This is a genomic window from Perlucidibaca sp. (assembly GCF_057084925.1).
This window is the reverse complement of sequence record NZ_JBXMRC010000002.1, coordinates 1-24,104: the sequence shown is the minus strand read 5'-3', so window position 1 is coordinate 24,104 and position 24,104 is coordinate 1. Positions and strand designations below refer to the sequence as shown.

20 protein-coding genes are annotated in these 24,104 nt (G+C 53.8%); 9 read left to right on the top strand and 11 right to left on the bottom strand.

The window, feature by feature from the left end; translation table 11 throughout:
• Positions 1-60: 60 nt before the first annotated feature.
• Positions 61-699 carry a Fe-S biogenesis protein NfuA gene (gene nfuA, locus AC14IB_RS00355; protein WP_484230040.1) on the bottom strand — a complete coding sequence of 213 codons (639 nt, stop codon included), beginning with the start codon at positions 697-699 and terminating at the stop codon, positions 61-63.
• Positions 700-827: 128 nt separating this feature from the next.
• On the opposite strand from nfuA, the gene metH reads away from it, so the two are divergent.
• Both metH and AC14IB_RS00345 read left to right on the top strand, forming a co-directional pair.
• Complete coding sequence (gene metH / locus AC14IB_RS00350; protein ID WP_484230039.1) at positions 828-4,556, top strand: methionine synthase; 3,729 nt, start codon at positions 828-830, stop codon at positions 4,554-4,556.
• Between the two features lie 64 nt (positions 4,557-4,620).
• Complete coding sequence (locus AC14IB_RS00345) at positions 4,621-4,860, top strand: hypothetical protein (RefSeq protein WP_484230038.1); 240 nt, start codon at positions 4,621-4,623, stop codon at positions 4,858-4,860.
• A 23-nt stretch (positions 4,861-4,883) separates the two neighbouring features.
• Here the strand turns inward: AC14IB_RS00345 and sohB are convergent, their stop codons facing one another.
• Genes sohB through AC14IB_RS00320 form a run of 5 tightly spaced genes read right to left on the bottom strand, consistent with a single transcriptional unit; the run spans position 4,884 to position 8,648 of the window.
• The gene (gene sohB, locus AC14IB_RS00340; RefSeq protein WP_484230037.1) at positions 4,884-5,942 is read right to left on the bottom strand and encodes a protease SohB; all 1,059 of its coding nucleotides are present in this window, start codon (positions 5,940-5,942) and stop codon (positions 4,884-4,886) included.
• A 6-nt stretch (positions 5,943-5,948) separates the two neighbouring features.
• On the bottom strand, positions 5,949-6,800 hold the full coding sequence (nudC, locus tag AC14IB_RS00335; RefSeq protein WP_484230036.1) for an NAD(+) diphosphatase: 852 nt from the start codon (positions 6,798-6,800) through the stop codon (positions 5,949-5,951).
• Complete coding sequence (gene dnaQ, locus AC14IB_RS00330; protein ID WP_484230035.1) at positions 6,797-7,534, bottom strand: DNA polymerase III subunit epsilon; 738 nt, start codon at positions 7,532-7,534, stop codon at positions 6,797-6,799. Before dnaQ ends, nudC begins: the two co-directional genes overlap by 4 nt.
• The gene (rnhA, locus tag AC14IB_RS00325; protein ID WP_484230034.1) at positions 7,531-7,977 is read right to left on the bottom strand and encodes a ribonuclease HI; all 447 of its coding nucleotides are present in this window, start codon (positions 7,975-7,977) and stop codon (positions 7,531-7,533) included. Before rnhA ends, dnaQ begins: the two co-directional genes overlap by 4 nt.
• 8 nt (positions 7,978-7,985) lie before the next feature.
• Complete coding sequence (locus tag AC14IB_RS00320; protein ID WP_484230033.1) at positions 7,986-8,648, bottom strand: hypothetical protein; 663 nt, start codon at positions 8,646-8,648, stop codon at positions 7,986-7,988.
• Positions 8,649-8,710: 62 nt separating this feature from the next.
• Here AC14IB_RS00320 and gloB point away from each other — a divergent pair, with 62 nt between their 5' ends.
• The 7 genes from gloB (at position 8,711) to AC14IB_RS00285 (ending at position 17,601) form a co-directional block, all read left to right on the top strand.
• Complete coding sequence (gloB, locus tag AC14IB_RS00315; RefSeq protein WP_484230032.1) at positions 8,711-9,490, top strand: hydroxyacylglutathione hydrolase; 780 nt, start codon at positions 8,711-8,713, stop codon at positions 9,488-9,490.
• A gap of 171 nt (positions 9,491-9,661) precedes the next feature.
• Positions 9,662-11,197 carry a transglycosylase SLT domain-containing protein gene (locus AC14IB_RS00310; RefSeq protein ID WP_484230031.1) on the top strand — a complete coding sequence of 512 codons (1,536 nt, stop codon included), beginning with the start codon at positions 9,662-9,664 and terminating at the stop codon, positions 11,195-11,197.
• Positions 11,198-11,212: 15 nt separating this feature from the next.
• A complete protein-coding gene (locus AC14IB_RS00305) occupies positions 11,213-13,027 on the top strand; it encodes an extracellular solute-binding protein (RefSeq protein WP_484230030.1) in 1,815 nt (604 codons plus the stop codon).
• Entirely contained in the window at positions 13,027-14,106 is a 1,080-nt protein-coding gene (locus AC14IB_RS00300) for a microcin C ABC transporter permease YejB (protein ID WP_484230029.1), read from the top strand. Before AC14IB_RS00305 ends, AC14IB_RS00300 begins: the two co-directional genes overlap by 1 nt.
• Positions 14,103-15,143, top strand: coding sequence for an ABC transporter permease (locus AC14IB_RS00295; RefSeq protein WP_484230028.1), 1,041 nt, complete (start codon positions 14,103-14,105; stop codon positions 15,141-15,143). The genes AC14IB_RS00300 and AC14IB_RS00295 overlap by 4 nt, the downstream gene beginning before the upstream one ends.
• Positions 15,140-16,750 carry an ABC transporter ATP-binding protein gene (locus AC14IB_RS00290; RefSeq protein WP_484230027.1) on the top strand — a complete coding sequence of 537 codons (1,611 nt, stop codon included), beginning with the start codon at positions 15,140-15,142 and terminating at the stop codon, positions 16,748-16,750. The genes AC14IB_RS00295 and AC14IB_RS00290 overlap by 4 nt, the downstream gene beginning before the upstream one ends.
• A 59-nt stretch (positions 16,751-16,809) precedes the next feature.
• Positions 16,810-17,601 (top strand): enoyl-ACP reductase FabI, encoded by a 792-nt coding sequence (locus tag AC14IB_RS00285; protein ID WP_484230026.1) that lies wholly within the window; start codon positions 16,810-16,812, stop codon positions 17,599-17,601.
• A 78-nt stretch (positions 17,602-17,679) separates the two neighbouring features.
• On the opposite strand, the gene AC14IB_RS00280 is transcribed toward AC14IB_RS00285, so the two are convergent.
• The 5 genes from AC14IB_RS00280 to AC14IB_RS00260 form a co-directional block, all read right to left on the bottom strand.
• On the bottom strand, positions 17,680-19,572 hold the full coding sequence (locus AC14IB_RS00280) for a SurA N-terminal domain-containing protein (protein ID WP_484230025.1): 1,893 nt from the start codon (positions 19,570-19,572) through the stop codon (positions 17,680-17,682).
• A gap of 100 nt (positions 19,573-19,672) precedes the next feature.
• Positions 19,673-19,948, bottom strand: coding sequence for an HU family DNA-binding protein (locus AC14IB_RS00275; protein ID WP_068860697.1), 276 nt, complete (start codon positions 19,946-19,948; stop codon positions 19,673-19,675).
• Between the two features lie 160 nt (positions 19,949-20,108).
• The gene (gene lon / locus AC14IB_RS00270) at positions 20,109-22,505 is read right to left on the bottom strand and encodes an endopeptidase La (RefSeq protein ID WP_484230024.1); all 2,397 of its coding nucleotides are present in this window, start codon (positions 22,503-22,505) and stop codon (positions 20,109-20,111) included.
• A 155-nt stretch (positions 22,506-22,660) separates the two neighbouring features.
• Entirely contained in the window at positions 22,661-23,953 is a 1,293-nt protein-coding gene (clpX, locus tag AC14IB_RS00265; RefSeq protein WP_484230023.1) for an ATP-dependent Clp protease ATP-binding subunit ClpX, read from the bottom strand.
• Positions 23,954-23,983: 30 nt separating this feature from the next.
• Positions 23,984-24,104: ATP-dependent Clp protease proteolytic subunit (locus AC14IB_RS00260; protein WP_484230059.1), on the bottom strand; the 121-nt coding region annotated here is incomplete at its 5' end.

Sequence of the window (24,104 nt, the reverse complement as noted above, 5' to 3'; positions counted from 1 at the left end):
TTCGTGAGGCATCAAAAAGCCCGGTTAGCGATACGTTAACCGGGCTTTTTATTCACGCCATTATTTGAAGTAGGCGTTGTCTTTTTTACTGTGGTCCGTACTGTCAGTGACGCGGGCCAATTCAGGGATTTGCGCCTTGAGTGTGGTCTCAACACCTTGCTTCAGTGTCATATCCACGGCGGAGCAGCCTTGGCAACCGCCACCAAATTTCAGCACGGCCGTCCAACCATGATCCGGGTCGTTGTAGCACTCCAGCAAGCTGACACTGCCATTGTGGGCGGCCAAGCCTGGGTTCACTTCCGCAAATAAAACGTGGTTGATACGTTCTTCGATGGGGCTATCGGAAGAAATATTCGGCACCTTGGAGCGTGGCGCTTTAAAGGTGAGCTGGCCACCCATGCGGTCTTTGTTGTAATCAATAACAGCATCGACCAAATAGGTCACCGAGCGCGCATCCACATAGGCAGGAAAGCCTTCGTAATCGATACGCACATCTTCCGACTTTTCTTCGCCGAGCGTGCAATACGCCATACAACACTCAGCGCGAGGCGTTCCCGGATTCTCCACAAAGATACGTACGCCAATGCCAGCGCTATTTTGCTTAGCCAACAATTCGCGCAAATATGCTTGAGCGGACTCTGTGATGACCATGTTGCTGGTCAGTTCACTGGTCTCTGCGTTGTTTACTGCATCACTCATTAAGAGCCCCTTAGGCGGAATTCAAACGATGGCTGATTATAGCAGGCCTGTCGCATCTGCAAGACAGGACTCATGCTAACAGCTCTGCTACACTATCCATCCATTTTTTTGGATAGATGCCACCTCTAATGTCCAAGTCATTGTTAGCCAACACCGCCGCACGTGAAGTCCGAGTCCAGCAACTTCAGCAGGCCCTGCAAGAACGCATTCTAATTATCGATGGCGCCATGGGCACCATGATTCAGCGCCATAAGCTGGAAGAAGCGGACTATCGCGGTGAGCGCTTTGCCGATTGGCCACGTGACGTGAAGGGTAACAACGATCTTTTGGTGCTGAGTAACCCCAGCATTATTGCCGGCATTCATGATGCGTATTGCGCCGCCGGCGCCGATATTCTGGAAACCAACTCCTTTAATGGCACGCAAGTGTCCATGGCTGACTATGGCATGGAGTCGCTGGTCACCGAACTGAATCGCGAGGCTGCTGCCCTCGCCCGTCGCGTCGCAGATGAGTGGACAGCACGCGAGCCGCATAAGCCGCGCTTTGTTGCTGGCGTTCTTGGCCCAACCTCGCGCACTTGCTCGATCTCGCCGGATGTGAATAACCCTGCCTTCCGCAACGTCAGCTTTGATGAGCTGGTGGTGAACTATCGCGAGGCCACCTATGCGCTCATCGATGGCGGCGCAGACATCATTTTGATTGAAACCGTCTTTGATACGCTCAACGCCAAAGCCGCCATTTTTGCTGTGCAGGATGTGTTTGAAGAGATTGGATTCACCCTGCCCATCATGATCTCCGGCACCATTACCGATGCGTCTGGCCGAACCTTGTCGGGTCAAACTGCCGAAGCCTTCTGGAACTCAGTGCGACATGCCAAACCGATCTCGATTGGTTTCAACTGCGCGCTAGGCGGTAAGGAGTTACGCCCGTACGTGCAGGAGCTGGCCAACAAGGCAGATACTTTTGTCAGTGCCCACCCCAATGCGGGCCTGCCAAATGCTTTTGGCGAATACGACGAGACCGCCGAAGAAACCGCCGCCATCATTGAAGAGTTTGCAGCAAGCGGCTTTCTCAATATCGTGGGGGGTTGCTGCGGTACCACGCCAGAGCATATCAAAGCCATCGCCAAAGCCGTTGCTAAGTATCCCCGCCGCAAAGTGCCGAGCTTCACACCGGCCTGCAAACTCTCCGGGCTGGAACCGTTCACGATTGACGAGAGCAGCCTGTTCGTTAACGTCGGCGAGCGCACCAATGTCACCGGCTCGAAGAAGTTCGCCCGTCTGATCCGCGAAGAGAACTATCAGGAAGCGCTGGCGATTGCCCGCGAGCAGGTCGAGGCCGGCGCACAGATCATCGACATCAACATGGACGAAGGCATGCTCGACTCCGAGCGCGCCATGGTCACCTTCCTCAACATGGTCGCCACCGAGCCCGACATCTGCCGCGTGCCGATCATGGTCGATTCGTCGAAGTGGGAAATCATTGAAGCCGGCCTGAAGTGCATCCAGGGCAAGTCGGTGGTGAACTCGATCTCGATGAAGGAAGGCATTCCCGAGTTCGTCGCCCGCGCCAAACTGTGCATGCGCTACGGTGCGGCAGTCATCGTCATGGCCTTCGATGAGCAGGGCCAGGCCGACACCGAGGCGCGCAAGAACGAGATTTGTAAGCGCTCCTACGACATTCTGGTCAATGAAGTCGGCTTCCCACCCGAAGACATCATCTTTGACCCCAACGTGTTCGCGGTCGCCACTGGCATTGAAGAGCACAACAACTACGCTGTCGACTTCATCAATTCCTGCGCGTTCATCAAGCGCGAACTCCCGTACGCGAAAATCTCCGGCGGTATTTCCAACGTGTCGTTCTCGTTCCGGGGCAACGAACCGGTGCGCGAGGCCATCCACTCGGTCTTCCTGTACTACGCGATCCGCAACGGCCTCACCATGGGCATCGTCAACGCCGGCCAGCTCGCTATTTATGAAGACATTCCGGCTGAGTTGAAAGCGCGCGTTGAAGATGTGGTGCGCAACTTACGCGATGATGGCACCGAGCGTCTGCTGGAAATCGCCGAACAATTCCGCGGTGATGGCAGCAAGGCCGTGGTGGAAGATGCCGCATGGCGCAGCCTGCCAGTAGGCAAGCGCCTCGAGCACGCGCTGGTGAAAGGCATTACCACCTTTATTGTGGAAGATACGGAAGAGGCTCGCCTTTCCGTAGCGCGCCCGATTCATGTCATTGAAGGTCCACTCATGGATGGCATGAATGTAGTCGGCGACCTCTTCGGTGCCGGCAAGATGTTCCTGCCGCAGGTGGTGAAATCAGCCCGCGTCATGAAGCAGGCTGTTGCTCACCTGATCCCCTTTATTGAAGAGGAAAAAAACGGTGTCGAAGAGGCAAAAGGCAAAGTGCTGATGGCCACGGTCAAAGGCGACGTGCATGACATCGGTAAGAACATTGTAGGAGTTGTGCTCGGTTGCAACGGCTACGACATTGTTGATCTCGGGGTCATGGTGTCTTGCGAGAAAATTCTACAAGTCGCCCGCGACGAGAAGGTCGACATTATTGGTTTATCCGGCCTCATCACGCCGTCACTGGACGAGATGGTGCATGTGGCGCGCGAAATGCAGCGCCAAGGCTTTGCGATTCCGCTCATGATTGGCGGCGCAACGACATCAAAAGCGCACACCGCCGTAAAGATTGATCCGCAATACAAAAACGATGCCGTGATTTATGTCGCAGACGCTTCACGCGCCGTAGGTGTTGTCACCACGCTACTCAGCAAAGACATGAAGCCAGCTTTCATTGCTGAGCGCCGAACGGAGTACGCGGAAGTACGCGAACGAATCAACAACCGTCAGCCCCGTGGCGAGCGCGTACCTTATGCTCAAGCAGTTGGCCAAGGCTTAGCCACCGATTGGACGAATGCGAAACCCGTTACTCCCAACACACCCGGCATCACGGTATTTGATCACTACCCGCTTGAGGAACTGGTGTCGTACTTTGACTGGACGCCTTTCTTTATTTCCTGGGACCTGCACGGCAAGTACCCCAAAATCTTGCAAGATGAGGTCGTGGGCGAAGCAGCACGCAGCCTCTTTGCCGATGCGCAGAGCATGTTGCAGGAGCTCATCGCCAATAAAACACTACGAGCTCGCGGCGTCATTGGGCTATGGCCTGCCAACCGCATCGGCAGTGACGACATTCAACTGTGGCAGGATGCCGACCGAACGGATGTGCTCGGACAGATCCATTGCTTGCGTCAGCAGAGCGAAAAAGTCAGTGGCAAGCCCAACTACTCCTTAGCTGACTTCGTCGCACCACTCGACAGTGGCATTGCCGATTATGTGGGCGGGTTTGCGGTGTCAGTTCACGGCGCCGATGAGCTAGCTGAGCAGTATGAACGCGCCGGCGATATGTATAACGGTATTCTGGTGAAAGCCTTGGCCGATCGCTTTGCAGAAGCGCTGGCGGAGTGCTTGCACCGTCGTGTCCGTAAGGAGTTCTGGGGTTATGCACCGGATGAGACCCTAGATAACGCCGATCTCATCGCCGAAAAATATGTGGGTATTCGCCCCGCGCCGGGTTACCCCGCTTGCCCAGAGCATAGTGAAAAAGCTGAGCTGTTCCGCTGGCTAGATGCACCGAAAAATGCCGGCATGCAGCTTACCGAGCATTTCGCCATGCTGCCCGCCTCGGCTGTCTCTGGTTGGTATTTTGCCCACCCACAAGCCACCTACTTTAACGTGGGCAAAATCGACCGTGATCAGGTTGAAAACTACGCGGCTCGCAAGGGTTGGGACATGGCGACCGCTGAACGTTGGCTATCGCCAAATTTGGGGTATGATCCGGACAGAAATTAACCACCCGGCGCGACTCTGTCGTGACCGGCCGCCAGTAAGAGCGGGTCATCAGACGGAGTTTCGCGTGCAAAAGGGTTATAGCCATCCGCTACCGCCAGGCGGTCCGAAAGAGAAGCCACGTTGGCGTCAGGCCATCAGTCGCTTCCTGCGCTCAGGGTTTAACGTCGCTGGCTTAAAGCAAGTGGATTTAGATGAAAACGCTGAGAGCGCCGAAATTTTCGTACTCTCAGGCATTTTTCTAGCCGGCATTATTGTCGGGGTGATTTGGATCTTACTGCAGGACTATTTCGAGCCAACACGTTAGGTCGGCTTGAACACCCCTACCCCTTAATGCCAGCGCGCTTGCGTGGCGCGTTGCCACCAACGCGTTAACACGCGATCCGCGCTTTCCTCAGCAGCCAATCCCACTTTCTGCGCCAAGGTCTTACGCTGACGCCAATGCAAGGCAAATAGGTCCGCCGAATTCGCCCGTTGGCGCAAGTAGTCATCACTGGTTTGCAGTGCATCGACTAAGTTCAAGGCGATGGCTTGCGTGGCAAACCAATGCTCCCCTGTGGCCACCACCTCAATATCCACTTGGGGTCGCCATTGCTGTACAAATTGCTTAAACAACTGATGCGTTTCATCAATATCATGCTGAAATTTTTCACGCCCAGCGTCGGTATTTTCACCCAGCAAGGTCAACGTGCGTTTGTATTCACCGGCGGTCATCAACTCAACGTCAATATCGTTTTTCTTGAGCAGGCGATGAAAGTTAGGGATTTGCGCCACCACCCCAATCGAGCCCACGATGGCAAACGGCGCGGCCAGCAAGCGATTAGCCAGACAAGCCATCATGTAGCCGCCACTGGCCGCCACTTTATCGACACAAATAGTCAACGACACTCCCGCATCACGGATGCGCGCTAACTGAGAAGCCGCTAAACCGTAGCCGTGAACGACCCCACCCGGGCTTTCCAACAACAGCACCACTTCATCGCGACCAGCGACTGCCACAGCGAGCAGAGCCGACACTTCCTGACGCAAATGCGCGACGGCTGAGGCCGCCATATCGCCGGAAAATTGCAGCACAAACACTCGTGCACGAAGTTGGGTGGCATCCACAGTCTGGGCAGCAGCGGCTTTTAATGCCGCTTTTTCCGCTTTCGCTTTCGCTTTGCGCTGCTTGCGCTCGACCTTCCAAGCGGCATCATCCCATACCAATGTACGCAAACCATCGGCTTCTGCTTGGTAACGATCATTCAGCGCCTCAACATCAAGGTAGCCGGTTTGCAGGCCCTCACCTTCTTGCTTTGAACGTGAAATCAACCGCAGCAAAATCGCCAGCAGAATCACACCGGTCACGCCTTTTGCCAAAAATAATCCGTACGCGGACAACCACTCCATTAAAAATTACTCACTGATAAGTTGCTGATGAAATGCCTGACGCTCACGAACCACTTGATCGATGAGCAAGCGCGCAATGCTGCCTGTAGGGGGGACAAAGGGTAATTGATCAAAACGATAAAAGCTGGCCTCGGCAATTTCATCATCCTGCAGTGTGATCTCGCCGCCCGCGTAGTCGGCAATAAAGCCGAGCATGAGATTGCTAGGAAATGGCCAAGGCTGACTGGTCACATAGCGAATATTCGTGACCTCAACGCCCACCTCTTCGCGCACCTCACGGACCAGAGTTTCTTCGGCTGACTCGCCCGCTTCCATAAAGCCAGCGAGCGCGCTAAACATGCCATTGGTGAAGCGATGTGCGCGCGCTAAGAGCAGCTCATCGCCCTTCACAATAACGACGATGACACAGGGATTAATTCGCGGATAACAACTGTGGCCGCAGCTCGGACAAACCCGTGCACGCTCATTTAATTCATGCCGTTGCATGCCAGAGCCGCATTGGCCGCAGAAACGATGTGTTTTAGACCATTCCAGAATTTGCGCTGCGCGACCGGCCAACTGAAAGATATGCGCGTCTGGTGCAATCACTAACTGACGAAGCGGCACTAAATCATAGTCTTCGGGCAACACTGCACTGAGGCTGCTATCGAGCTGAACCGTAAAGCAAGGCTGTGAATTGACCTCGCCAAGGTAGTGCCACTCTGCATCTATGGAGGTGGCGGAAATCACGTGGATGTACTGTGGCCATGTGAACGTCTTCACGTCGATCAGCAGTTCGTTGCCTCTGAAAGCAATGACAGAAGCCTCATAGGGAATGTGGCCGGTAAAGTGATGGCCTGGTATAAATTCTGTACTCACGCATCGGCCTCAGTCTGGGTTAGTTCAAGCTGCCGAAATAAACTGTTGGCATTGATCGCTTTATCGAGAACCGCCACACGCTGCAGATGGGCGTCCATTTCTTCCGCGCTGGCTTTAATCACAGGCAAGCGAGGACGCTGGGGCGATAATCGCCGAACGGTCTCACCGCCACTTTCCCCAGACTCATTCGAATCTTCTTCATGCCCCAACGACAGACCAACTTGGCCGCCGGTCATGGCTAAATAGACTTCGGCCAGAATCTCAGCGTCCAACAAGGCGCCATGATAGGTTCGGTCGCGTTGATCCGCGAAATAACGGCGAGCCAAGGCATCAAGATTGTTCTTCTGGCCCGGATGCTTAGCCCGGGCCATCGGCAACGTATCTAGCACCGTGCATTTTTCTTGAATGCGCGGCATGTTCAGTCGCGCTAGCTCGGCATTCAGAAAGCCGACATCGAAGCTGGCGTTGTGGATGACTAATTCGGCACCATCAACGAATTTTAGAAACGCCTCTGCGATATCGGCAAAGCGAGGCTTGTCGCGCAAAAACTCATTGGTAATGCCATGCACCGCCATAGCCCCGGCATCTACGTCCCGATCTGGCTGTAAATAGTGGTGGAAGCTGCGCTTGGTGAGACGACGGTTAATCATCTCCAAGCAGCCCACTTCGATGATGCGATGCCCAAGCGCGGGATCTAAGCCGGTGGTTTCAGTATCGAGAATAATCTGTCTCATGCTGCCTTCAAGCCTCGGTCTATGGCCTCATTAGCTAACTGATCTGCGGCCTCGTTGCCCGGATCACCCGCATGGCCTTTCACCCAGCGCCAATCAATGTGGTGACGCTGAGATTCGGCGTCGAGCGCCTGCCAAATATCCGCATTTTTCACCGGCGCCTTAGCTGCCGTGCGCCACCCTCTGGCCTTCCAGCCTGGCAGCCACTCACTCATGCCTTTACGAAGATACTCAGAATCTGTCCACAAAATTACCTGACAGGGCGTTTTTAAGGCGCGCAGGGCTTCCAGCGCAGCGGTCAGCTCCATGCGATTATTTGTGGTCATTACCTCAAAGCCGGAGAGCTCTTTTCGATGTGCGCCGGAGACTAATAACGCGCCCCAACCGCCGGGGCCTGGATTGCCGCGACAGGCACCATCCGTGTGAATCACCACAGTACTCGACATGTAACTTCCTACTTCGCTGAATGATCAATGGTGGATTGTGGTTGCCACCCTAAGGTGGTCGATGCCGATTTTTTTGCACGGCGTTTTAAGCGAGGTGTGTTGGGGCAAATCGTTTCACGTTGCCACAACTGCACACTCCACTCAGCCCCAAACGGCAGCCATTGCTGCCAGGCTGCAGACCATTTATTTGCGACCAGCTCGGGAAACAGGCTAACGGGCCGCGCATCTCCCCAAGTACTTTGGCATAACACCCAATCGTGTCCCAAACACAGCGGCATGCCGATTTGACACCAGCTATTCAGCAGGGGCGACTCTATCCAGATAAGTATTCTGGCGGATGGGCCCAGCGAGGCACCCATCTGAGCTAACACGGCCGGTAGCTCAGCAATGTCATTGGCAGCCACTCGCCAAATCACCAGGTCCAGACTGAGGGGCTGAATTGGCCATGCTGAGGCCTGAGCCAAAAAGGATTCACTGAACCGATATACATGAGGAATTCGCAGGTTTTCGCGGCTAAGCGACTCACTACTCAGCTCAACGGCCCATAAGCCGTGACACTCTTGAAGATACCGCTGCCAAACCAGAGACATTCTCGCCCGTGCACGGAGGGCTTGGGCTGAAGTCCACGCCGTACGCGACATCACACTGGGCAGTAATTGAAGAGCTGTCATGACGGTATGTTCACACAAGTTCAGGCTATTATTGAGACTCCTTCGCTAGCTGTCACGCGCTCATGCATAGCCCCATCCCAATTTCGTCATTTAACGACAATTACATCTGGTTGATAAAGACTGATAAAGGCTGCTGGGTTGTTGACCCTGGTGACGCCAAACCAGTGATTTCGTGGCTAGCGGCTAATCAACAGCGCATCGCAGGCATTTTACTGACGCACCACCATGCCGATCATGTGGGCGGCGTTCAGGCGCTGGAAGCATTTGCACAAACTCAACAGCAAACGCTAGCGGTGTGGGGCCCAGACGAATGCCAGCGCTGGCGCACACAGGCTGCTAAACCCGGGGATTTGCTCCGTATTCCTGGGCTAGGCTCAGTCAGCGTGGTCGATGTTTCCGCGCATACCTTGGGTCATATTGCCTATTTTTTGCCAGAGCCAGCCTGGCTTTTTTGTGGCGACAGCTTGTTTAGTGGCGGTTGTGGTCGTTTGTTTGAAGGCACACCATTACAGCTCTTTCATACCCTAAAACGCATCAATGACCTCCCCGCCCACACGAAAATATTCCCTGCGCATGAATACACTCAGAAAAATTTGGCCTTTGCTAAACACGTAGAGCCCAGCAACGAATACGTCGCGCTCGCCTACCACGAAGTGTTGGCATGGCGGGAACAGAAGCGGCCTAGCTTACCCACCACGCTAGCGCGAGAACGGCTCATCAATCCCTTTTTAAGACTGCATAGCCCGGAGCTAAGGGAACAGGTATCGCACTTTGCCAAGCAATCCTTTCAGTCGGAAGTCATCACACTGGCTCAAATGAGGCGGTGGAAAGACCAGAGCTAATCTCTGGATTTGCCTGTATTAAGCCAAGCAACTTATTGATTCGCGATAATTTTAGATACATTTACTTGCTTGCAAGCATAGCGTTGCGCTGTCTACTATCCGGTCATTGTAATTTTTTGTTCGTGGTTTTTTCTTTTTTCATGCCACGAATCACTATCTATGAGTCCTTTTATGCCGCTTAGTACTAAATCAAAACACTTCGCCCAGCAGGTCGTTTTAGCCCTTAAAGCCCATTCCCTTCGTCTGGTGTATTTATGTGTTTTGACCGGCACTACCGGCGCTTATGCCGACAGCAATGCTGAAACCGTTACTCTCAGCAACGGCCAAGTCATCATCGTCAACCTGGCAGAGCCGATTGAAAACAGTCGCAGTGCGACACCAAGCCAGAACGACAGCAACACTTTTGATTTGATTCATCGACTCCGCAAAGGCTTCGTCCTTGACACCGATCTTTCCGAAGACCGCTTGCAGCGCCAAAAACAGACTCTGATGGGCAAGCAGGCTTATGTGGATCGCATTCTTGAACGCGCTCAACGCCACATGTATCTGGCCGTAACGGAAGCCGAGCGCCGTCAACTACCCGCTGAATTAGCCTTACTCCCTGTTATTGAAAGTGCCTATGACCCTATGGCGACCTCTCGCTCGCAAGCAGCAGGTTTGTGGCAGTTCATTCCAGATACGGGTCGCCTGTATGGTCTCGATCAGACGTGGTATTTCGATGGTCGTCGTGATCCTTTAGCGTCCACAAGAGCCGCTTATGACTACCTGGCAAAACTAAACTCCATTTTTAATAGTTGGGAGTTGGCACTTGCCGCTTACAACGCAGGCCCAGGAACCGTATCTCGAGCCATCAAGCGTAATATTGCCCTTGGTCTGCCGACGGATTATTGGTCCCTAAAGCTCCCTGCTGAAACCATGGCCTATGTGCCCCGCTTCCTAGCGGTAGCTGCTCTGTTTAAATCGCCCGAAAACTTCAACGTGCGAATGGCGAGCATTCCCAATCGGCCCTATTACCGAACCATTAACACCACCAGCCCCTTGACCCTCAACGAGGTGGCGGAAATTACAGGCCTATCGCACGCCTTTATTCGTGAGCTAAACCCCGCGTATCGCCGTGACAGAAACCCGCCCGAAGGCCCTTATCATTGGCATCTACCAGCAACCTTAGACGTCGCACTTGAAAACCAGCTTATGCAGTCAGCCGGTGGGCCACGTGTTTTAATGGCTAAGAATGAGGCTAAGCCCCTCGATAACTTCACTGCTCCTTCCTCTAAGCTCAGCAATGATGCGCCTGTCGTTCAAGCCGTCAGCTTCAGCAGCGAGCCCACTCGCTATATCGTTCAAGCTGGCGACACGTGGACATCCGTTGCTCGCGCGTTTGGGCTTTCAACAACTGCCGTCATGGCCGCAAATTTTGCTCAACGTGACGACACCTTGAGCATCGGACGCGAGCTCAACCTACCCACGGCGCGCCGCATTAACGCCATGACCTCGGATGTTATTCAAGTCAATGACGACGCATCTGATGCGCGTATTGAACTTCGTCGTCGCGTGGTAAAAGGCGACACCCTGTCCTCGCTCGCCCGTCAGTACCAAGTCACTCTGGCCGAGTTACGCGCTTGGAACGGCAGCATCCAAAATTTAACGGTTGGTCAGGAATTGATCTTGCGTGTGCTTCCCAGTGTTTTAAACTCCAAGGCACTATAACGCAGGGAGTTTCACGTGAGTCTGTGGCGGGTCTTAGGTTTCGGCCTGGTTTTGAGTTGCACACTTTCCGCCGCAGGGTTCAGTCAAGCTCGCATCGAAATCAGCCATGCCTTGGCACTGCATGGCAAACCAGCACTCACTGCAGGCTTTACGCACTTCCCTTTTGCGAACCCCTCTGCGCCCATCGGTGGTCATTTACGCCTAGATTCCACCGGCACGTTTGACAGCTTGAATCCATTCATAAGCAAGGGCATTGCCGCAGAAGGTATTAACCGGATTTATGACAGCCTAACGGTGGCCTCGCCAGACGAGCCCTTTACGCGCTATGGGCTGTTGGCCGAGCGAATTGAACGTGACCCTAATGACGCCTCATGGGTAATTTATCAGCTGCGGCCCGAGGCCCGATTTAGCGATGGCAAACCGGTCCGTGCTGCGGACGTTGTGGAGACATTCAGGCTGATTCAAAGCCAAGGTGCGCCAGCATACAAAGCCTACTTTGCTGATGTGAAACGCGTTCAAGCCCTGACCCCGCTGAGGGTACATTTCGAGTTTCGCAGCAAAACGAATCGAGAGCTGCCACTGATCGTGGGCGAAATGAGCATTTTGCCTAAGCATTACTGGCAAAACCGCGCATTTGAAAAGTCCAGCCTAGATACCCCTATTGGCAGTGGCCCTTACACGGTGGCCAAGGTTGATCCGGGTCGTGGCGTAACCTATGCTCGAAATCCAAACTACTGGGGCTGGAAACTCCCCATTAACCGCGGCCTTCACAACTTTACACGCATCAGCTATCGCTACTATCGCGATGGCAGTGTGGCCTTTGAAGGCTTCAAAGCCGACCAATACGATATTCGCTTAGAAAACAAAGCCAAAACCTGGGCGACCGAATACAACTTTCCTGCTGTTCAAAACGGGCAGGTCATCAAGTTAGAGCAACGCCATGAAAACCCCAGCGGTATGCAGGGGTTTCTCTTTAATACCCGACGCTCACCCCTCAATGACATTCGCGTCCGGGAGGCGATGAGCCTAGCGTTCGATTTTGAGTGGTCAAATCGCGCCCTGTTTTATCAAGCCTATAAGCGCACCAGTAGCTATTTTGACAACTCCGCTTTGGCGGCTACTGGCCTGCCTAGCCAAGCGGAAAGGCGACTGCTAACGCCGTTTAGACGCCAACTCCCACCACAGGTATTCGGGCCGGCCGTCATGCCGCCTCGCAGCCAGGGTGATGGATACAATCGCGACAACCTCATCGCGGCACAGCAACTGCTCAAGCAAGCGGGCTGGCGCGTACAGCAGGGTCAATTGATCAACGCCAAAGGCGTACCTTTACGCCTTGAAATGTTGCTTGTGCAGCCTGAGTTTGAACGTATCACCCAGCCGTTTAAACGGAATTTAGCGCGCTTGGGCATCACCCTAGATATTCGTATTCTCGATGCGGCGCAATACGTTGAGCGACTGCGTCAGTTTGATTTTGATCTGACAGTCGGAGGCTTCCCAGCATCCAGCTCGCCCGGTAATGAGCTGTGGAGCTTTTGGAGTAGCGCAGCCGCCGCCACACCGGGTAGCCGCAACCTGACGGGTCTGAAATCGGCCGCCGTGGACGCGCTGGTTGGGCAGGTGACTCAAGCTCAAGATCGCGGCGAATTGGTCACCGCCGTACGCGCGCTAGACCGAGTGCTGCGGGCACAACATCTCGTGGTTCCTCACTATCACACCCCCGTCATTCGCATTGCAGCGTGGAATCGTTTTGGGCGACCCGAGCGCCCGCCCCGCTTTGGTGATGGCTTAGATACCTGGTGGTTTAGCCGCCCCGCTGCGGAGGCTAAGTAATGCTGACCTATACCCTACAACGCCTTGCGTTAATGGTGCCGACACTCTTTGGCATTTTGCTGATTAACTTTCTCATCATTCAGGCCGCGCCTGGTGGGCCAGTCGATCGTACGTTGGCACATTTGCAGGGTATCGGCGGCAGCTCAGTGATGTCTAGCCAAGGCGATATTGCCGTTTCGAGTAGCACCTCTGGCCACGGCTATCGGGGCAGCCAGGGTTTGGACCCTGAGCTCATTGCAGCCATTGAAAAGCAATACGGTTTTGATCAGCCTCCGGCTCAGCGTTTCTGGAAAATGCTGAATGATTTCGCCCGCTTTGATTTGGGAAATAGCTTCTATCGCGACACATCAGTAATGGATCTGATTAAAGAGAAGTTGCCCGTATCACTATCGCTCGGGCTCTGGAGCACTTTGCTTATTTATCTTATTGCGGTGCCTCTTGGCATTCGAAAAGCGCGCTACCCCGGCAGCCGTTTTGATGTGTGGACCAGCGGCATGATCATTGTGGCTTATGCCATTCCTGGCTTCCTGCTGGCCTTGCTACTGATCATTCTTTTTGCCGGCGGGAGCTATTGGCAATGGTTCCCCATGCAAGGGCTGGTCTCCGAAAATTTCGCTTCCCTGTCGCCTTGGCAGCAAGTGCTCGACTATGCCCACCACATGGTATTGCCTACGATCTGCCTGACGTTAGGTGGCTTGGCGACATTGACATTGTTTACCCGCAACAGCTTTCTGGAAGAACTACAGAAGCAGTATGTGCTAACGGCACGAGCCAAGGGCGCCAGTGAACAACGCGTGCTTTTTGGCCATGTCTTTCGCAATGCCATGCTCATTCTTATCGCGGGCCTACCCGCCACCCTGTTTGGCATTTTGTTTACAGGCGCTTTCCTCATTGAGATCTTGTTCAATCTGGATGGCCTCGGGCTACTCAGTTATGAGTCCGTCATCAACCGCGACTACCCTGTCATATTTGGCACCTTATTTTTGTTTACGCTGATGGGCATGTTGCTCCGATTACTGGGTGACCTCTGTTACCGCTGGGTGGATCCGCGCATTCATTTTGAACAGGTGACATCTTGAAGCTTTCCTCATCGTGGTCTCCGCTGACCCAAAGACGATGGGCGCAGTTTCGCGCTAACCGCCGCGCTTGGTGGTCGCTAATCAGCCTAATCGTGATTTTTATCGCCACCTTAGGGGCCGAGCTCGTCGCCAATGACAAGCCCATTTTGGTTCGATACCAGAGTGAGTGGATTATTCCGCTGCTGGAGGATGTTCCCGAAAGTCATTTTGGCGGGGAATTTGAAACCACCACGGTGTATCGTGATCCTGCTGTGCAAGCACTCATCAATGAACAGGGCTGGATGCTCTGGCCCATGATTCGTTTCAACGCCGACACCATCCACTTTGAACGCGCCGAACCTACACCCTCCGCACCGTCCTCGCAAAACTGGTTAGGCACAGACGACCAAGGTCGCGACGTGTTAGCACGGCTTATCTACGGCATCCGTATTTCGCTCTGTTTTGCCGGCCTGCTCACGCTGGCAACAGTCATTTTAGGGGTAGGCACTGGCGCGATTCAGGGCTATTGGGGTGGCTGGGTAGACCTTTTCGGCCAGCGCATCATTGAAATTTGGTCCGGCCTGCCCGTGCTTTTTATGCTGATCATTTTATCCAGCGTGGTTGTGCCGAACTTTTGGTGGCTACTGGGCCTCCTAGCCCTGTTTAGTTGGACCGATTTAAGTGGCTTGGTGCGTGCTGAGTTTCTCCGTACACGACAGCTAGACTATGTTCGAGCCGCCCGCACACTCGGGGTTAAGCCCTGGCTCTTAGTCTGGCGTCATGTCTTACCGAATGCGCTTGTCACGACGCTCACCCTGTTGCCTTTTATTTTTACTGGCGCCATCGGGTTACTGACTTCGTTGGACTTCCTAGGCTTTGGTTTGCCGCCCGGCTCAGCTTCCCTAGGCGAGCTCATCGCGCAAGGTAAAAACAACCTGCAATCGCCTTGGCTGGGCTTAACGGCCTTCTTTTCACTCGCGGCACTCATGACCCTATTGGTTTTTATCGGGGAAGGTCTTCGTGATGCCTTTGACCCACGACAGGTCGCGTTGAAATGACCTCTTCGCTACTACGCATTCAACAGCTCTCGATTACCAACTCAGCATCTGAGAAGTTGGTGCAAAAAGTGTCCTTAGATCTCAACGCAGGTGAATGGTTGGCGCTAGTCGGTGAGTCAGGCTCGGGCAAAACACTCACTGGTTTAGCCTGCTTACGCTTACTGCCGGCTGGCCTCAAAAGTGAGGGCACGATTCACTGGCAGGGCCAAGACTTGGCTAGCCTTTCGCTCGAGCGCTTACGTCAGTTACGCGGTGGCGATATTGGCATGGTCTACCAAGAACCCTTGACCGCGCTAAACCCTTTGCATCGCATCGGCAAGCAGCTCATTGAGGCCATCACGCTACATCAATCCATCAGCCCTGCCCAAGCGACACAGCGGGCGTTAAGCCTGCTGGCCGAAGTCGGCATTGATGATGCCGCTCGACGTCTGGAAGCCTGGCCGCATGAGCTCTCCGGCGGCCAACGGCAGCGCGTAGTCATTGCCATGGCCTTAGCTAACTCGCCCAAGCTTTTGATTGCAGATGAGCCCACCACGGCCTTGGATGCGCTGCTTCAGAATCAGATACTGGACTTGTTAAAGTCGCTACAAAAACGCCGTGGGCTTGCCATTCTTCACATTAGTCATGACTTGCCACAGGTTCAACGTTACGCCGATCGCGTCATGGTTATGCAAGCGGGCCAAGTGATTGAAGCCGATAAAACCGAGCACGTGTTTCAGCAACCCAAACACGACTACACCCGCGTCTTGCTGCAACCGTTTGCGAACAGCCAACCCTGCCCACGCCCCAAAGATGCCAACGTGACACTGAGCGTGAGTCAACTCAATGTGCGCTATGCCCTTGAAAAAACGTGGTGGGGTGCGGTGTCTCATTGGCGTGACGCCGTCTGCTCATTAGGGCTTACCTTGGCGCAAGGCGAATCGGTGGGCATTGTGGGCGAGTCTGGCTCCGGTAAATCCAGCTTTGCGGCGGCCATTCTCAGACTTACTCCTGCCACCGGGCGCGTGGTGCTCTTGGGTCAGGATTGGCTTAAGCTGTCAGGCGAGTCGCTTCGACGGGGACGTGCCGAGTTACAGCTGGTGTTTCAAGACCCCTATGGCAGTCTTAACCCCAGACTGACCGTAGCCGCCCTGATCAGCGAAGGGTTACGCGCACATCAGGCCTTAACTGAAGCGGCCCTGGATGCCGCTGTCTGTACGGCACTGACAGCGGTTAGACTCGACCCTCAGTGTCGTCACCGTTACCCACATGAGTTCTCCGGCGGACAGCGCCAACGCATCGCGCTAGCACGCGCGCTGATTTTGGACCCTGCGGTCTTAGTGCTCGATGAACCTACCTCGGCCTTAGATCGCCATACCCAAGGCGAAATTCTTAGCCTGCTCCGTGATATCCAGCGGGAGCGTGGCATTAGCTATTTGTTCATTAGCCATGACTTGCGCGTAGTTCAAGCGCTTTGCCACCGTGTCTTGGTGATGCAAGCGGGAAAAGTCGTCGAGTCAGGTGATTGCCAGCGAATTTTCCAAACGCCACAACACCCCTATACCAAGGCGTTGGTTTCTGCAATGAGCCTAACTCTTTCGCCGCCACCGCTGCCCGTGCAGACCTAAATGCCACTATACTTTTTGCCATCGTTAAACGATTTAAATTTACCGAACAGGAGCCTGATATGGGCATGATGACCGGCAAGCGCGTTCTCATTGTGGGCGTCGCCAGCAAACTCTCTATTGCTTATGGCATTGCTGAAGCGATGCATCGTGAGGGTGCCGAACTCGCCTTTACCTATCAAAATGACAAGCTGAAAGGCCGTGTTGAAGGCTTTGCCGCGACCTTTGGCTCTACCTTGACGTTTCCTTGCGATGTTGCCTCAGATGATGAAATTAGCGGCGTGTTTAGCGCCCTAGCTGCACATTGGGATGGCCTCGATGTTCTCGTGCACTCGGTCGGTTACGCGCCAGGCCATGAGCTAGAAGGCAATTATGTGGACATCACCACGCGTGAAGGCTTCCGCATTGCTCATGACATTAGCTCATTTAGCTTTAGTGCCTTAGCACAAGCCGCTAAGCCGATGATGTTGGGACGCGGTGGCAGCTTGCTAACGCTCACCTATCAGGGCTCTGAGCGCGTCGTACCTAACTACAATGTCATGGGTCTAGCGAAGGCCTCCTTGGAAGCCAATGTGCGCTACCTCAGTGCCAGCTTGGGTCCAGAGGGTATTCGCGTGAATGCCATCTCGGCAGGTCCGATTCGCACCCTGGCAGCCAGTGGCATTAAAGACTTCCGTAAAATGTTGTCCTATAACGAAGCCGCTACTCCGCTGCGTCGAAATGTCACCATCGAGGAAGTCGGCAATGCCGCAGCCTTCCTGTGCTCAGACTTAGCGTCTGGTATTAGCGGTGAGATTTTATATGTGGATGGTGGTTTCAATACCGTTGCGATGCCTGCACTAGACTCTGTCTAAGCGTCTTGTTTCAGGCATTTAAAAGCCGCGCTACTCTCATCGAGTTGCGCGGCTTTTTATTGAGCCAGACTCAGACGTTTACTCCGCTGAATTATTTGCTCTCAAGGTGATTTTAGCTTCGGCCTTTAAGAAACCCAGAACATCCTGAAGTTCTTGTTGGCCGCGGTTTTCACCCAGCATGGTTTGCGTAGCGGAACGTTGTGTGCCCGCCAGTGCGACACCCGGCTTAACGGCGCTTAAAGCAATAACCGAAACGGCATCACCCAACTCCGCCACACCCGTGCTCAACGCCTTACCCTTCGGCGGTGCAATACGGAAGACTTCGCGCAACAGCAATGGATTAAGCGCGGTATCTCGACGTGTCACGCCCGTCTGCACTTGAACACTTAAACCGGCTTTGCTGGCTGCCGCAGCAAAACCTAAGGTTTTAGTGTCACGTGCAACGACTTCAGCCGCCTGCTTAGCCAGCGCCAGTGCCTGTTGAATTTGCAGTTTGGTACGGATAACCGAAGACACTTCCGCCAATGGCAGCTTGCGTGATGGCTGGTGCGAGGCCAGGCTCAACCACAGTGTGGTGCCATCTTTAAGCGTGATCGCGCTGGTGTTCTTACGTTCTTTGATCAAGTCGTCGCTAAAAGCGGCATCCAGTACTTTGCGCTCACTGAAAACACCTGCTGCACCCTGACGATCAAAGACCGGCGAGGTTTGAACCTGAAGATTGAAGGCCTTGGCAGGGCCTTGTAAGTCAGATGACTCATAAACCGCTGCATCTAGCTTCTCCACAGCCTGAGCAAACAGCTCATCTGTCTGTGTAGCGCGAACTTCTTGCTCCAATTCGGCTTGGAGTTGAGCAAAGCTAGGGACAGTTGGTTGCTTAATGGCCAGCAGCTTAATGAGATGGTAACCAAAGGGGGTTTTAACCACGTCCGACACGTCACCCACTTGCTTCAGGCTAAAAAGCGCCTTGTCGAACTCAGGCACAAACTGACCACGAGCGGTCAGGCCCAAATCGCCACCATTGGCCGCCGAGCCTGGGTCTTTGGAGTTCGCCTTCGCCAATGCGGCAAAATCAGCCCCCTCCGCTACCTGCTTGGCCAGCGCTGTTGCTTTGGCCTTGGCATCCGCGTCCTTCACTTTGTCATCAATGGCAATCAGGATATGCGCCGCTTGACGCTCTTCCGTACTGGCCAAGGCTTTTACGCGTTCGTCATAGCGCGCTTTCACAGCTTCCGGGTCTGACTTGGCTTGTCCGGCAAACATGCCACGGGTCAACGCTAGGTAATTCACACTGACCACTTCCGGACGGCTGAACAGGCTTTGATCTTTATCGTAGAACGCTTTGATTTGAGCATCCGTGACGTTGACGTTAGCTAGGAAACGATTCGCTGGGATAATGGCATAGCTAATATCACGCTGCTGGCTATCCAAAGCACTCAGTTGATCTAACTCTGTTGGCGTGACAAACGCGCTCATGAGCAAGCCAGACACGCGCTGTGAGGTCAAAATCTCTTCGCGGGCACGCTCAGGGAATGTCGCCGGTGTCTCGCCAATTTGGCTCAGGACTAAGGCATAGCGAGAGGGCGAAAACTTGCCGGCTTCTTGGAATGTCGGTGTGCTCTGAATCAAGGTTTGAATCGTGGCATCAGAAACCTTGTAACCGGCATCGTGTGCTGATGTCAGCAGCAGCTGGCGTTGTATCAGGCTATTTAAGACACGCTCCCGCAACTGCTTCTGTTGCTCATCTGTAAGAACGCTCTCGGCGCCCATACGTGCCAACACTTGCTGCTTCTGATTTTCAAACGCCTTATCCAACAGCGTTTGAGAGATCTCGTGCCCATCAACTTCCGCAACGATCACTTCAGAATTGCCACCGAAATAGGACTCGACACCAACCAACACTAACGGAAGCGCCAAAAGGCCGAGCATGACCTTCCCTAACCAACCACGAACCACATCACGAAACGCTTGCATGAGCAACCCACACGCTAAATGGATGCGTCATTACGACGCTAGAAAAAAGCGCGCCAGAGTAGGCGCGCTTTTCGGGTACTGCTTTAACCGCAAAACATCCTTAGACGTTTACGGCATCCTTCAGACCTTTACCGGCCTTGAAGGACGGAGTCTTGGAGGCGGCGATTTTGATTTCTTTACCCGTTTGCGGGTTACGACCTGTACGAGCGGCGCGTTCTTTCACAGCAAATGTACCAAAGCCAACCAGAGTAACGGCATCGCCACCCTTCAAGGTTGCTGTGATGGCAGCAACGGTTGCGTCTAATGCACGGCCGGCATCCGCTTTGGTCATGTCAGCTTTTTCTGCAATGGCGTCAATTAATTCAGACTTGTTCACAGGCGTCCCCTTTTCGATAGACATTTTGATTATTGGAGTAGTTCAGCTGCTGGCAACAGGGCCACGCAAGTGAGTTGTTTTATAAAACGCAGGGGCAAAGGAATCAAGCACAACTCCATTAAAACCCCTGTTTTCAGCATAAAAATTTACTTTACCGGCCTTAATGGTGGCTTACATTGGGCTGATCCCGTCTTTCGACACGAGCCAAACCTGCTTCATACGCCTCATCACTTAACGGTTGAGGGGTCTGCGTGAGGGCAATGGCGAGCACTTCGTCGATCCATTTCACCGTACGGATCTCCAAAGCGGCCTTCACCGTATCCGGAATATCCTTCAAATCACGCGCATTTTCTTCAGGAATAATAACGGTACGAACGCCGCCACGATGCGCGGCCAAGAGCTTCTCTTTCAAGCCGCCAATCGGCAAGACCTGCCCACGTAGGGTGATTTCCCCGGTCATCGCCACATCTGCTCGCACCGGAATTCCGGTGAGGACAGAAGCCAGTACGGTGCACATACCGATACCGGCACTGGGGCCATCTTTGGGTGTAGCGCCCTCTGGCATGTGGATATGAATATCCCGCTTTTCGAACGTATCAGGTGATAGGCCCAGCGTGCGTGAACGCGAGCGCACTACCGTCATGGCCGCGCGAATGGACTCTTGCATGACATCGCCCAGCGAGCCCGTCATTAATTGGCCACCCTTACCCGGCACGGAAATGGCCTCAATGGTGAGCAGCTCGCCGCCCACAGAAGTCCAAGCTAAGCCCGTCACCTGACCCACTTGATCTTCCGCTTCGGCTTTACCGTAGTTGTGCTTGCGAACACCCAAATACGCTTCCAGAAATGCATCATCCACCACAATAGCGCCGTGACGCGTGCCCATCACGGCCTCTTTCACGACCTTACGGCAAACCTTGGCGATCTCGCGATCCAAGGCACGCACACCGGCCTCACGCGTGTAATAACGCACGATATCTCGGCAGGCGGTTTCGGTGATGCTGATTTCCGTAGGCTTTAAGCCTGCTGCTTCAATTTGCTTAGGCACTAAGTACTGTTGCGCGATGGCAATTTTCTCGGCCTCGGTGTAACCGGGCAAGCGAATGACTTCCATACGATCCAGCAAAGGCGCCGGAATATTCATGGAGTTCGCGGTACACAGGAACATTACGTCCGACAGGTCGTAGTCGACTTCGAGATAGTGATCATTAAAGGCCTTATTCTGCTCAGGGTCCAAAACCTCCAACAAGGCTGACGACGGATCACCCCGCATATCAGAAGACATTTTGTCGATTTCATCTAGCAAAAACAGTGGGTTACGCACGCCCACTTTAGACAACTTCTGGATCAGCTTGCCCGGCATGGAGCCGATATAGGTTCTGCGATGGCCACGAATCTCGGCCTCATCACGCACACCGCCCAGCGCCATACGCACGAACTCACGATTAGTCGCCTTCGCAATAGACTGCCCCAATGAGGTTTTACCCACACCTGGTGGGCCCACTAAACAAAGCACCGGGCCATTGAGCTTCTTAACGCGCGATTGCACGGCAAGGTATTCCAGAATGCGATCTTTGACTTCTTCTAGGCCAAAGTGATCCGCATCGAGAATTTCGCGGGCTTTCTTCAAATCAATTCGTACTCGGCTGCGCTTTTTCCAGGGCACACCCAGCATCCAGTCGATATAGCTACGAACCACCGTCGCCTCTGCGGACATGGGTGACATCTGGCGTAGCTTCTTTAGCTCACTATCGACTTTCTTGCGGGCATCCACAGGCATGCCGGCTGCAGCAATGCGTTGCTCCATTTCAGACAGCTCATCCTCGCCGCCCTCATTGAGGTCGCCCAGTTCCTTCTGAATCGCTTTGATTTGCTCGTTCAGATAGTACTCACGCTGGCTTTTTTCCATCTGCTTCTTAACGCGGCCACGAATGCGCTTTTCGACCTTCAGAATGTCGATCTCTGATTCCATCAAGGCCATGAGGTGCTCAACGCGAAGCTGCACTGGCAGGATGTCTAAGATGGCCTGCTTTTCTTCTAAACGCAGCGATAAATGAGCGGCAATAGTGTCGGCTAGTCGGCTGGGATCATCAATGCCGGTGACAGAAGTCAACACCTCGGCAGCGACCTTCTTGGACAGCTTCACGTATTGATCAAATTGATTGAGCAGCGTTCGTGTCAGCACTTCCGCGTCTGCACGTGTCAGATCTTCACTAGGGATTTCGGACAAGACCGCCACGAAGGCGCCAGCCGTCTCAGTGAGATCGCTCAGCTCAGCGCGGCGCAAGCCTTCCACGAGCACTTTAACGGTGCCATCGGGTAGCTTTAAGAGCTGCAACACCTGCGCGATAGTACCAATGGTGTAGAGCCCGGACTGGCGGGGGTCGTCTTCGGCCGCATCACGCTGCGACACCAAGAAAATTTGCTTGTCGGCATTCATCGCCAAATCCAGCGCTTGAATCGAACGCTCACGCCCTACAAACAACGGAATGACCATGTGGGGATAGATCACCACATCACGCAATGGCAATAACGGTAACTTGAGGCCATCAGTCATGACACAACACTCCCAATCTGACTGCGCAGATGCGCTTAACTCCTTTTTGGGGGAGACCGAGCCAGATTACAAGGTGACCAATCGCTGGTTGAGCGAAAAGCCAACAAAAAAGGGACCGATGGTCCCTTTTTTGTCACTCGAATCGAGTCTAAACACTACTCCGGCATGACACGAGCCGTCTCAATGTTGTCATAAACCAGTAAAGGCTCTGTTTCACCCAAGATCACTTTTTCATCTACAACGACGCGGCTAACACCTTCTAAGGAGGGAAGCTCGTACATGGTACCGAGCAAAACACCTTCCAAAATCGAGCGCAGGCCACGAGCCCCCGTTTTTCGCTCCAAAGCACGCTTAGCTATCGCACTCAGGGCCTCTGGACGGAATTCCAGCGATGCACCTTCCATGTCAAATAGCTTGGCATACTGCTTGGTCAAGGCATTCTTCGGCTCAGTCAGGATTTGGATTAGCGCTGCTTCATTCAATTCCGTTAACGAAGCAATCACGGGCAGACGGCCTACGAACTCCGGAATCAAGCCGAACTTCACCAAATCATCCGGCTGCACCGTTTGGAATAGCTCGCCAACGCTTGGCGCCTTGCTGATGCTCTTCACTTGCGCGTTAAAGCCAATACCGCCGGGCTCTGCACGATGAGCAATGACCTTATCAAGCCCAGCAAAAGCACCGCCGACGATGAACAAAATGTTCGAGGTATCGACCTGCAGGAACTCTTGCTGAGGATGCTTGCGACCACCCTGCGGTGGCACACTGGCAACCGTGCCTTCAATGAGCTTGAGCAGTGCTTGCTGAACGCCCTCACCGCTGACATCACGCGTAATGGACGGGTTATCACTCTTGCGAGAAATCTTGTCGATTTCATCGATATAGACGATGCCGGTCTGAGCTTTCTCAACGTCGTAGTCGCACTTTTGCAGCAACTTCTGAATGATGTTCTCTACATCTTCACCGACATAGCCGGCTTCCGTCAGCGTGGTCGCATCGGCAATGGTAAAGGGCACATTCAGCACGCGCGCCAAGGTCTCTGCCAATAAGGTCTTACCCGAACCGGTCGGTCCAATGAGTAAGATATTGCTCTTCGACAACTCGACTTCAGCGCCGGTGCGGGCACCGACGGCACGCTTCATACCGGCACGCAGACGCTTGTAGTGGTTGTAAACCGCTACAGCGAGCACACGCTTAGCTTGTTCCTGACCAATGACATAATCATCCAACGAGGCTTTCAGCTCACGCGGGGTTGGCAGGCGATCACTGGCCTTCTCGTCCGCTTTCTCCTGAACTTCTTCGCGAATAATGTCGTTGCAGAGATCAACGCACTCGTCGCAGACATACACCGACGGACCCGCAATTAGCTTGCGAACTTCATGTTGGCTTTTTCCGCAGAAGGAACAGAACAGCAGCTTGCTGTCCCCTCCTCGTTTCTCGTCGGTCATGCTGATTCTCTCAAATACCTGTTATGTGGCTTATGGGCGCTTTGTTAACACTTGGTCGATCAGACCATAGTTCTGTGCTTCATCTGCGGCCATAAAGTTGTCGCGATCTGTGTCGCGCTCAATGTTCTCAATCGGCTGACCGGTGTGGTCT

What these genes read in the sequence shown, in the direction of transcription:
- nfuA (WP_484230040.1), bottom strand. Translation starts at nt 699, where the DNA reads ATGAGTGATGCAGTAAACAACGCAGAGACCAGTGAACTGACCAGCAAC.
- metH (WP_484230039.1), top strand. Translation starts at nt 828, where the DNA reads ATGTCCAAGTCATTGTTAGCCAACACCGCCGCACGTGAAGTCCGAGTC.
- sohB (WP_484230037.1), bottom strand. Translation starts at nt 5,942, where the DNA reads ATGGAGTGGTTGTCCGCGTACGGATTATTTTTGGCAAAAGGCGTGACC.
- dnaQ (WP_484230035.1), bottom strand. Translation starts at nt 7,534, where the DNA reads ATGAGACAGATTATTCTCGATACTGAAACCACCGGCTTAGATCCCGCG.
- rnhA (WP_484230034.1), bottom strand. Translation starts at nt 7,977, where the DNA reads ATGTCGAGTACTGTGGTGATTCACACGGATGGTGCCTGTCGCGGCAAT.
- AC14IB_RS00320 (WP_484230033.1), bottom strand. Translation starts at nt 8,648, where the DNA reads ATGACAGCTCTTCAATTACTGCCCAGTGTGATGTCGCGTACGGCGTGG.
- gloB (WP_484230032.1), top strand. Translation starts at nt 8,711, where the DNA reads ATGCATAGCCCCATCCCAATTTCGTCATTTAACGACAATTACATCTGG.
- AC14IB_RS00310 (WP_484230031.1), top strand. Translation starts at nt 9,662, where the DNA reads ATGCCGCTTAGTACTAAATCAAAACACTTCGCCCAGCAGGTCGTTTTA.
- AC14IB_RS00300 (WP_484230029.1), top strand. Translation starts at nt 13,027, where the DNA reads ATGCTGACCTATACCCTACAACGCCTTGCGTTAATGGTGCCGACACTC.
- AC14IB_RS00290 (WP_484230027.1), top strand. Translation starts at nt 15,140, where the DNA reads ATGACCTCTTCGCTACTACGCATTCAACAGCTCTCGATTACCAACTCA.
- AC14IB_RS00285 (WP_484230026.1), top strand. Translation starts at nt 16,810, where the DNA reads ATGGGCATGATGACCGGCAAGCGCGTTCTCATTGTGGGCGTCGCCAGC.
- AC14IB_RS00280 (WP_484230025.1), bottom strand. Translation starts at nt 19,572, where the DNA reads ATGCAAGCGTTTCGTGATGTGGTTCGTGGTTGGTTAGGGAAGGTCATG.
- lon (WP_484230024.1), bottom strand. Translation starts at nt 22,505, where the DNA reads ATGACTGATGGCCTCAAGTTACCGTTATTGCCATTGCGTGATGTGGTG.
- clpX (WP_484230023.1), bottom strand. Translation starts at nt 23,953, where the DNA reads ATGACCGACGAGAAACGAGGAGGGGACAGCAAGCTGCTGTTCTGTTCC.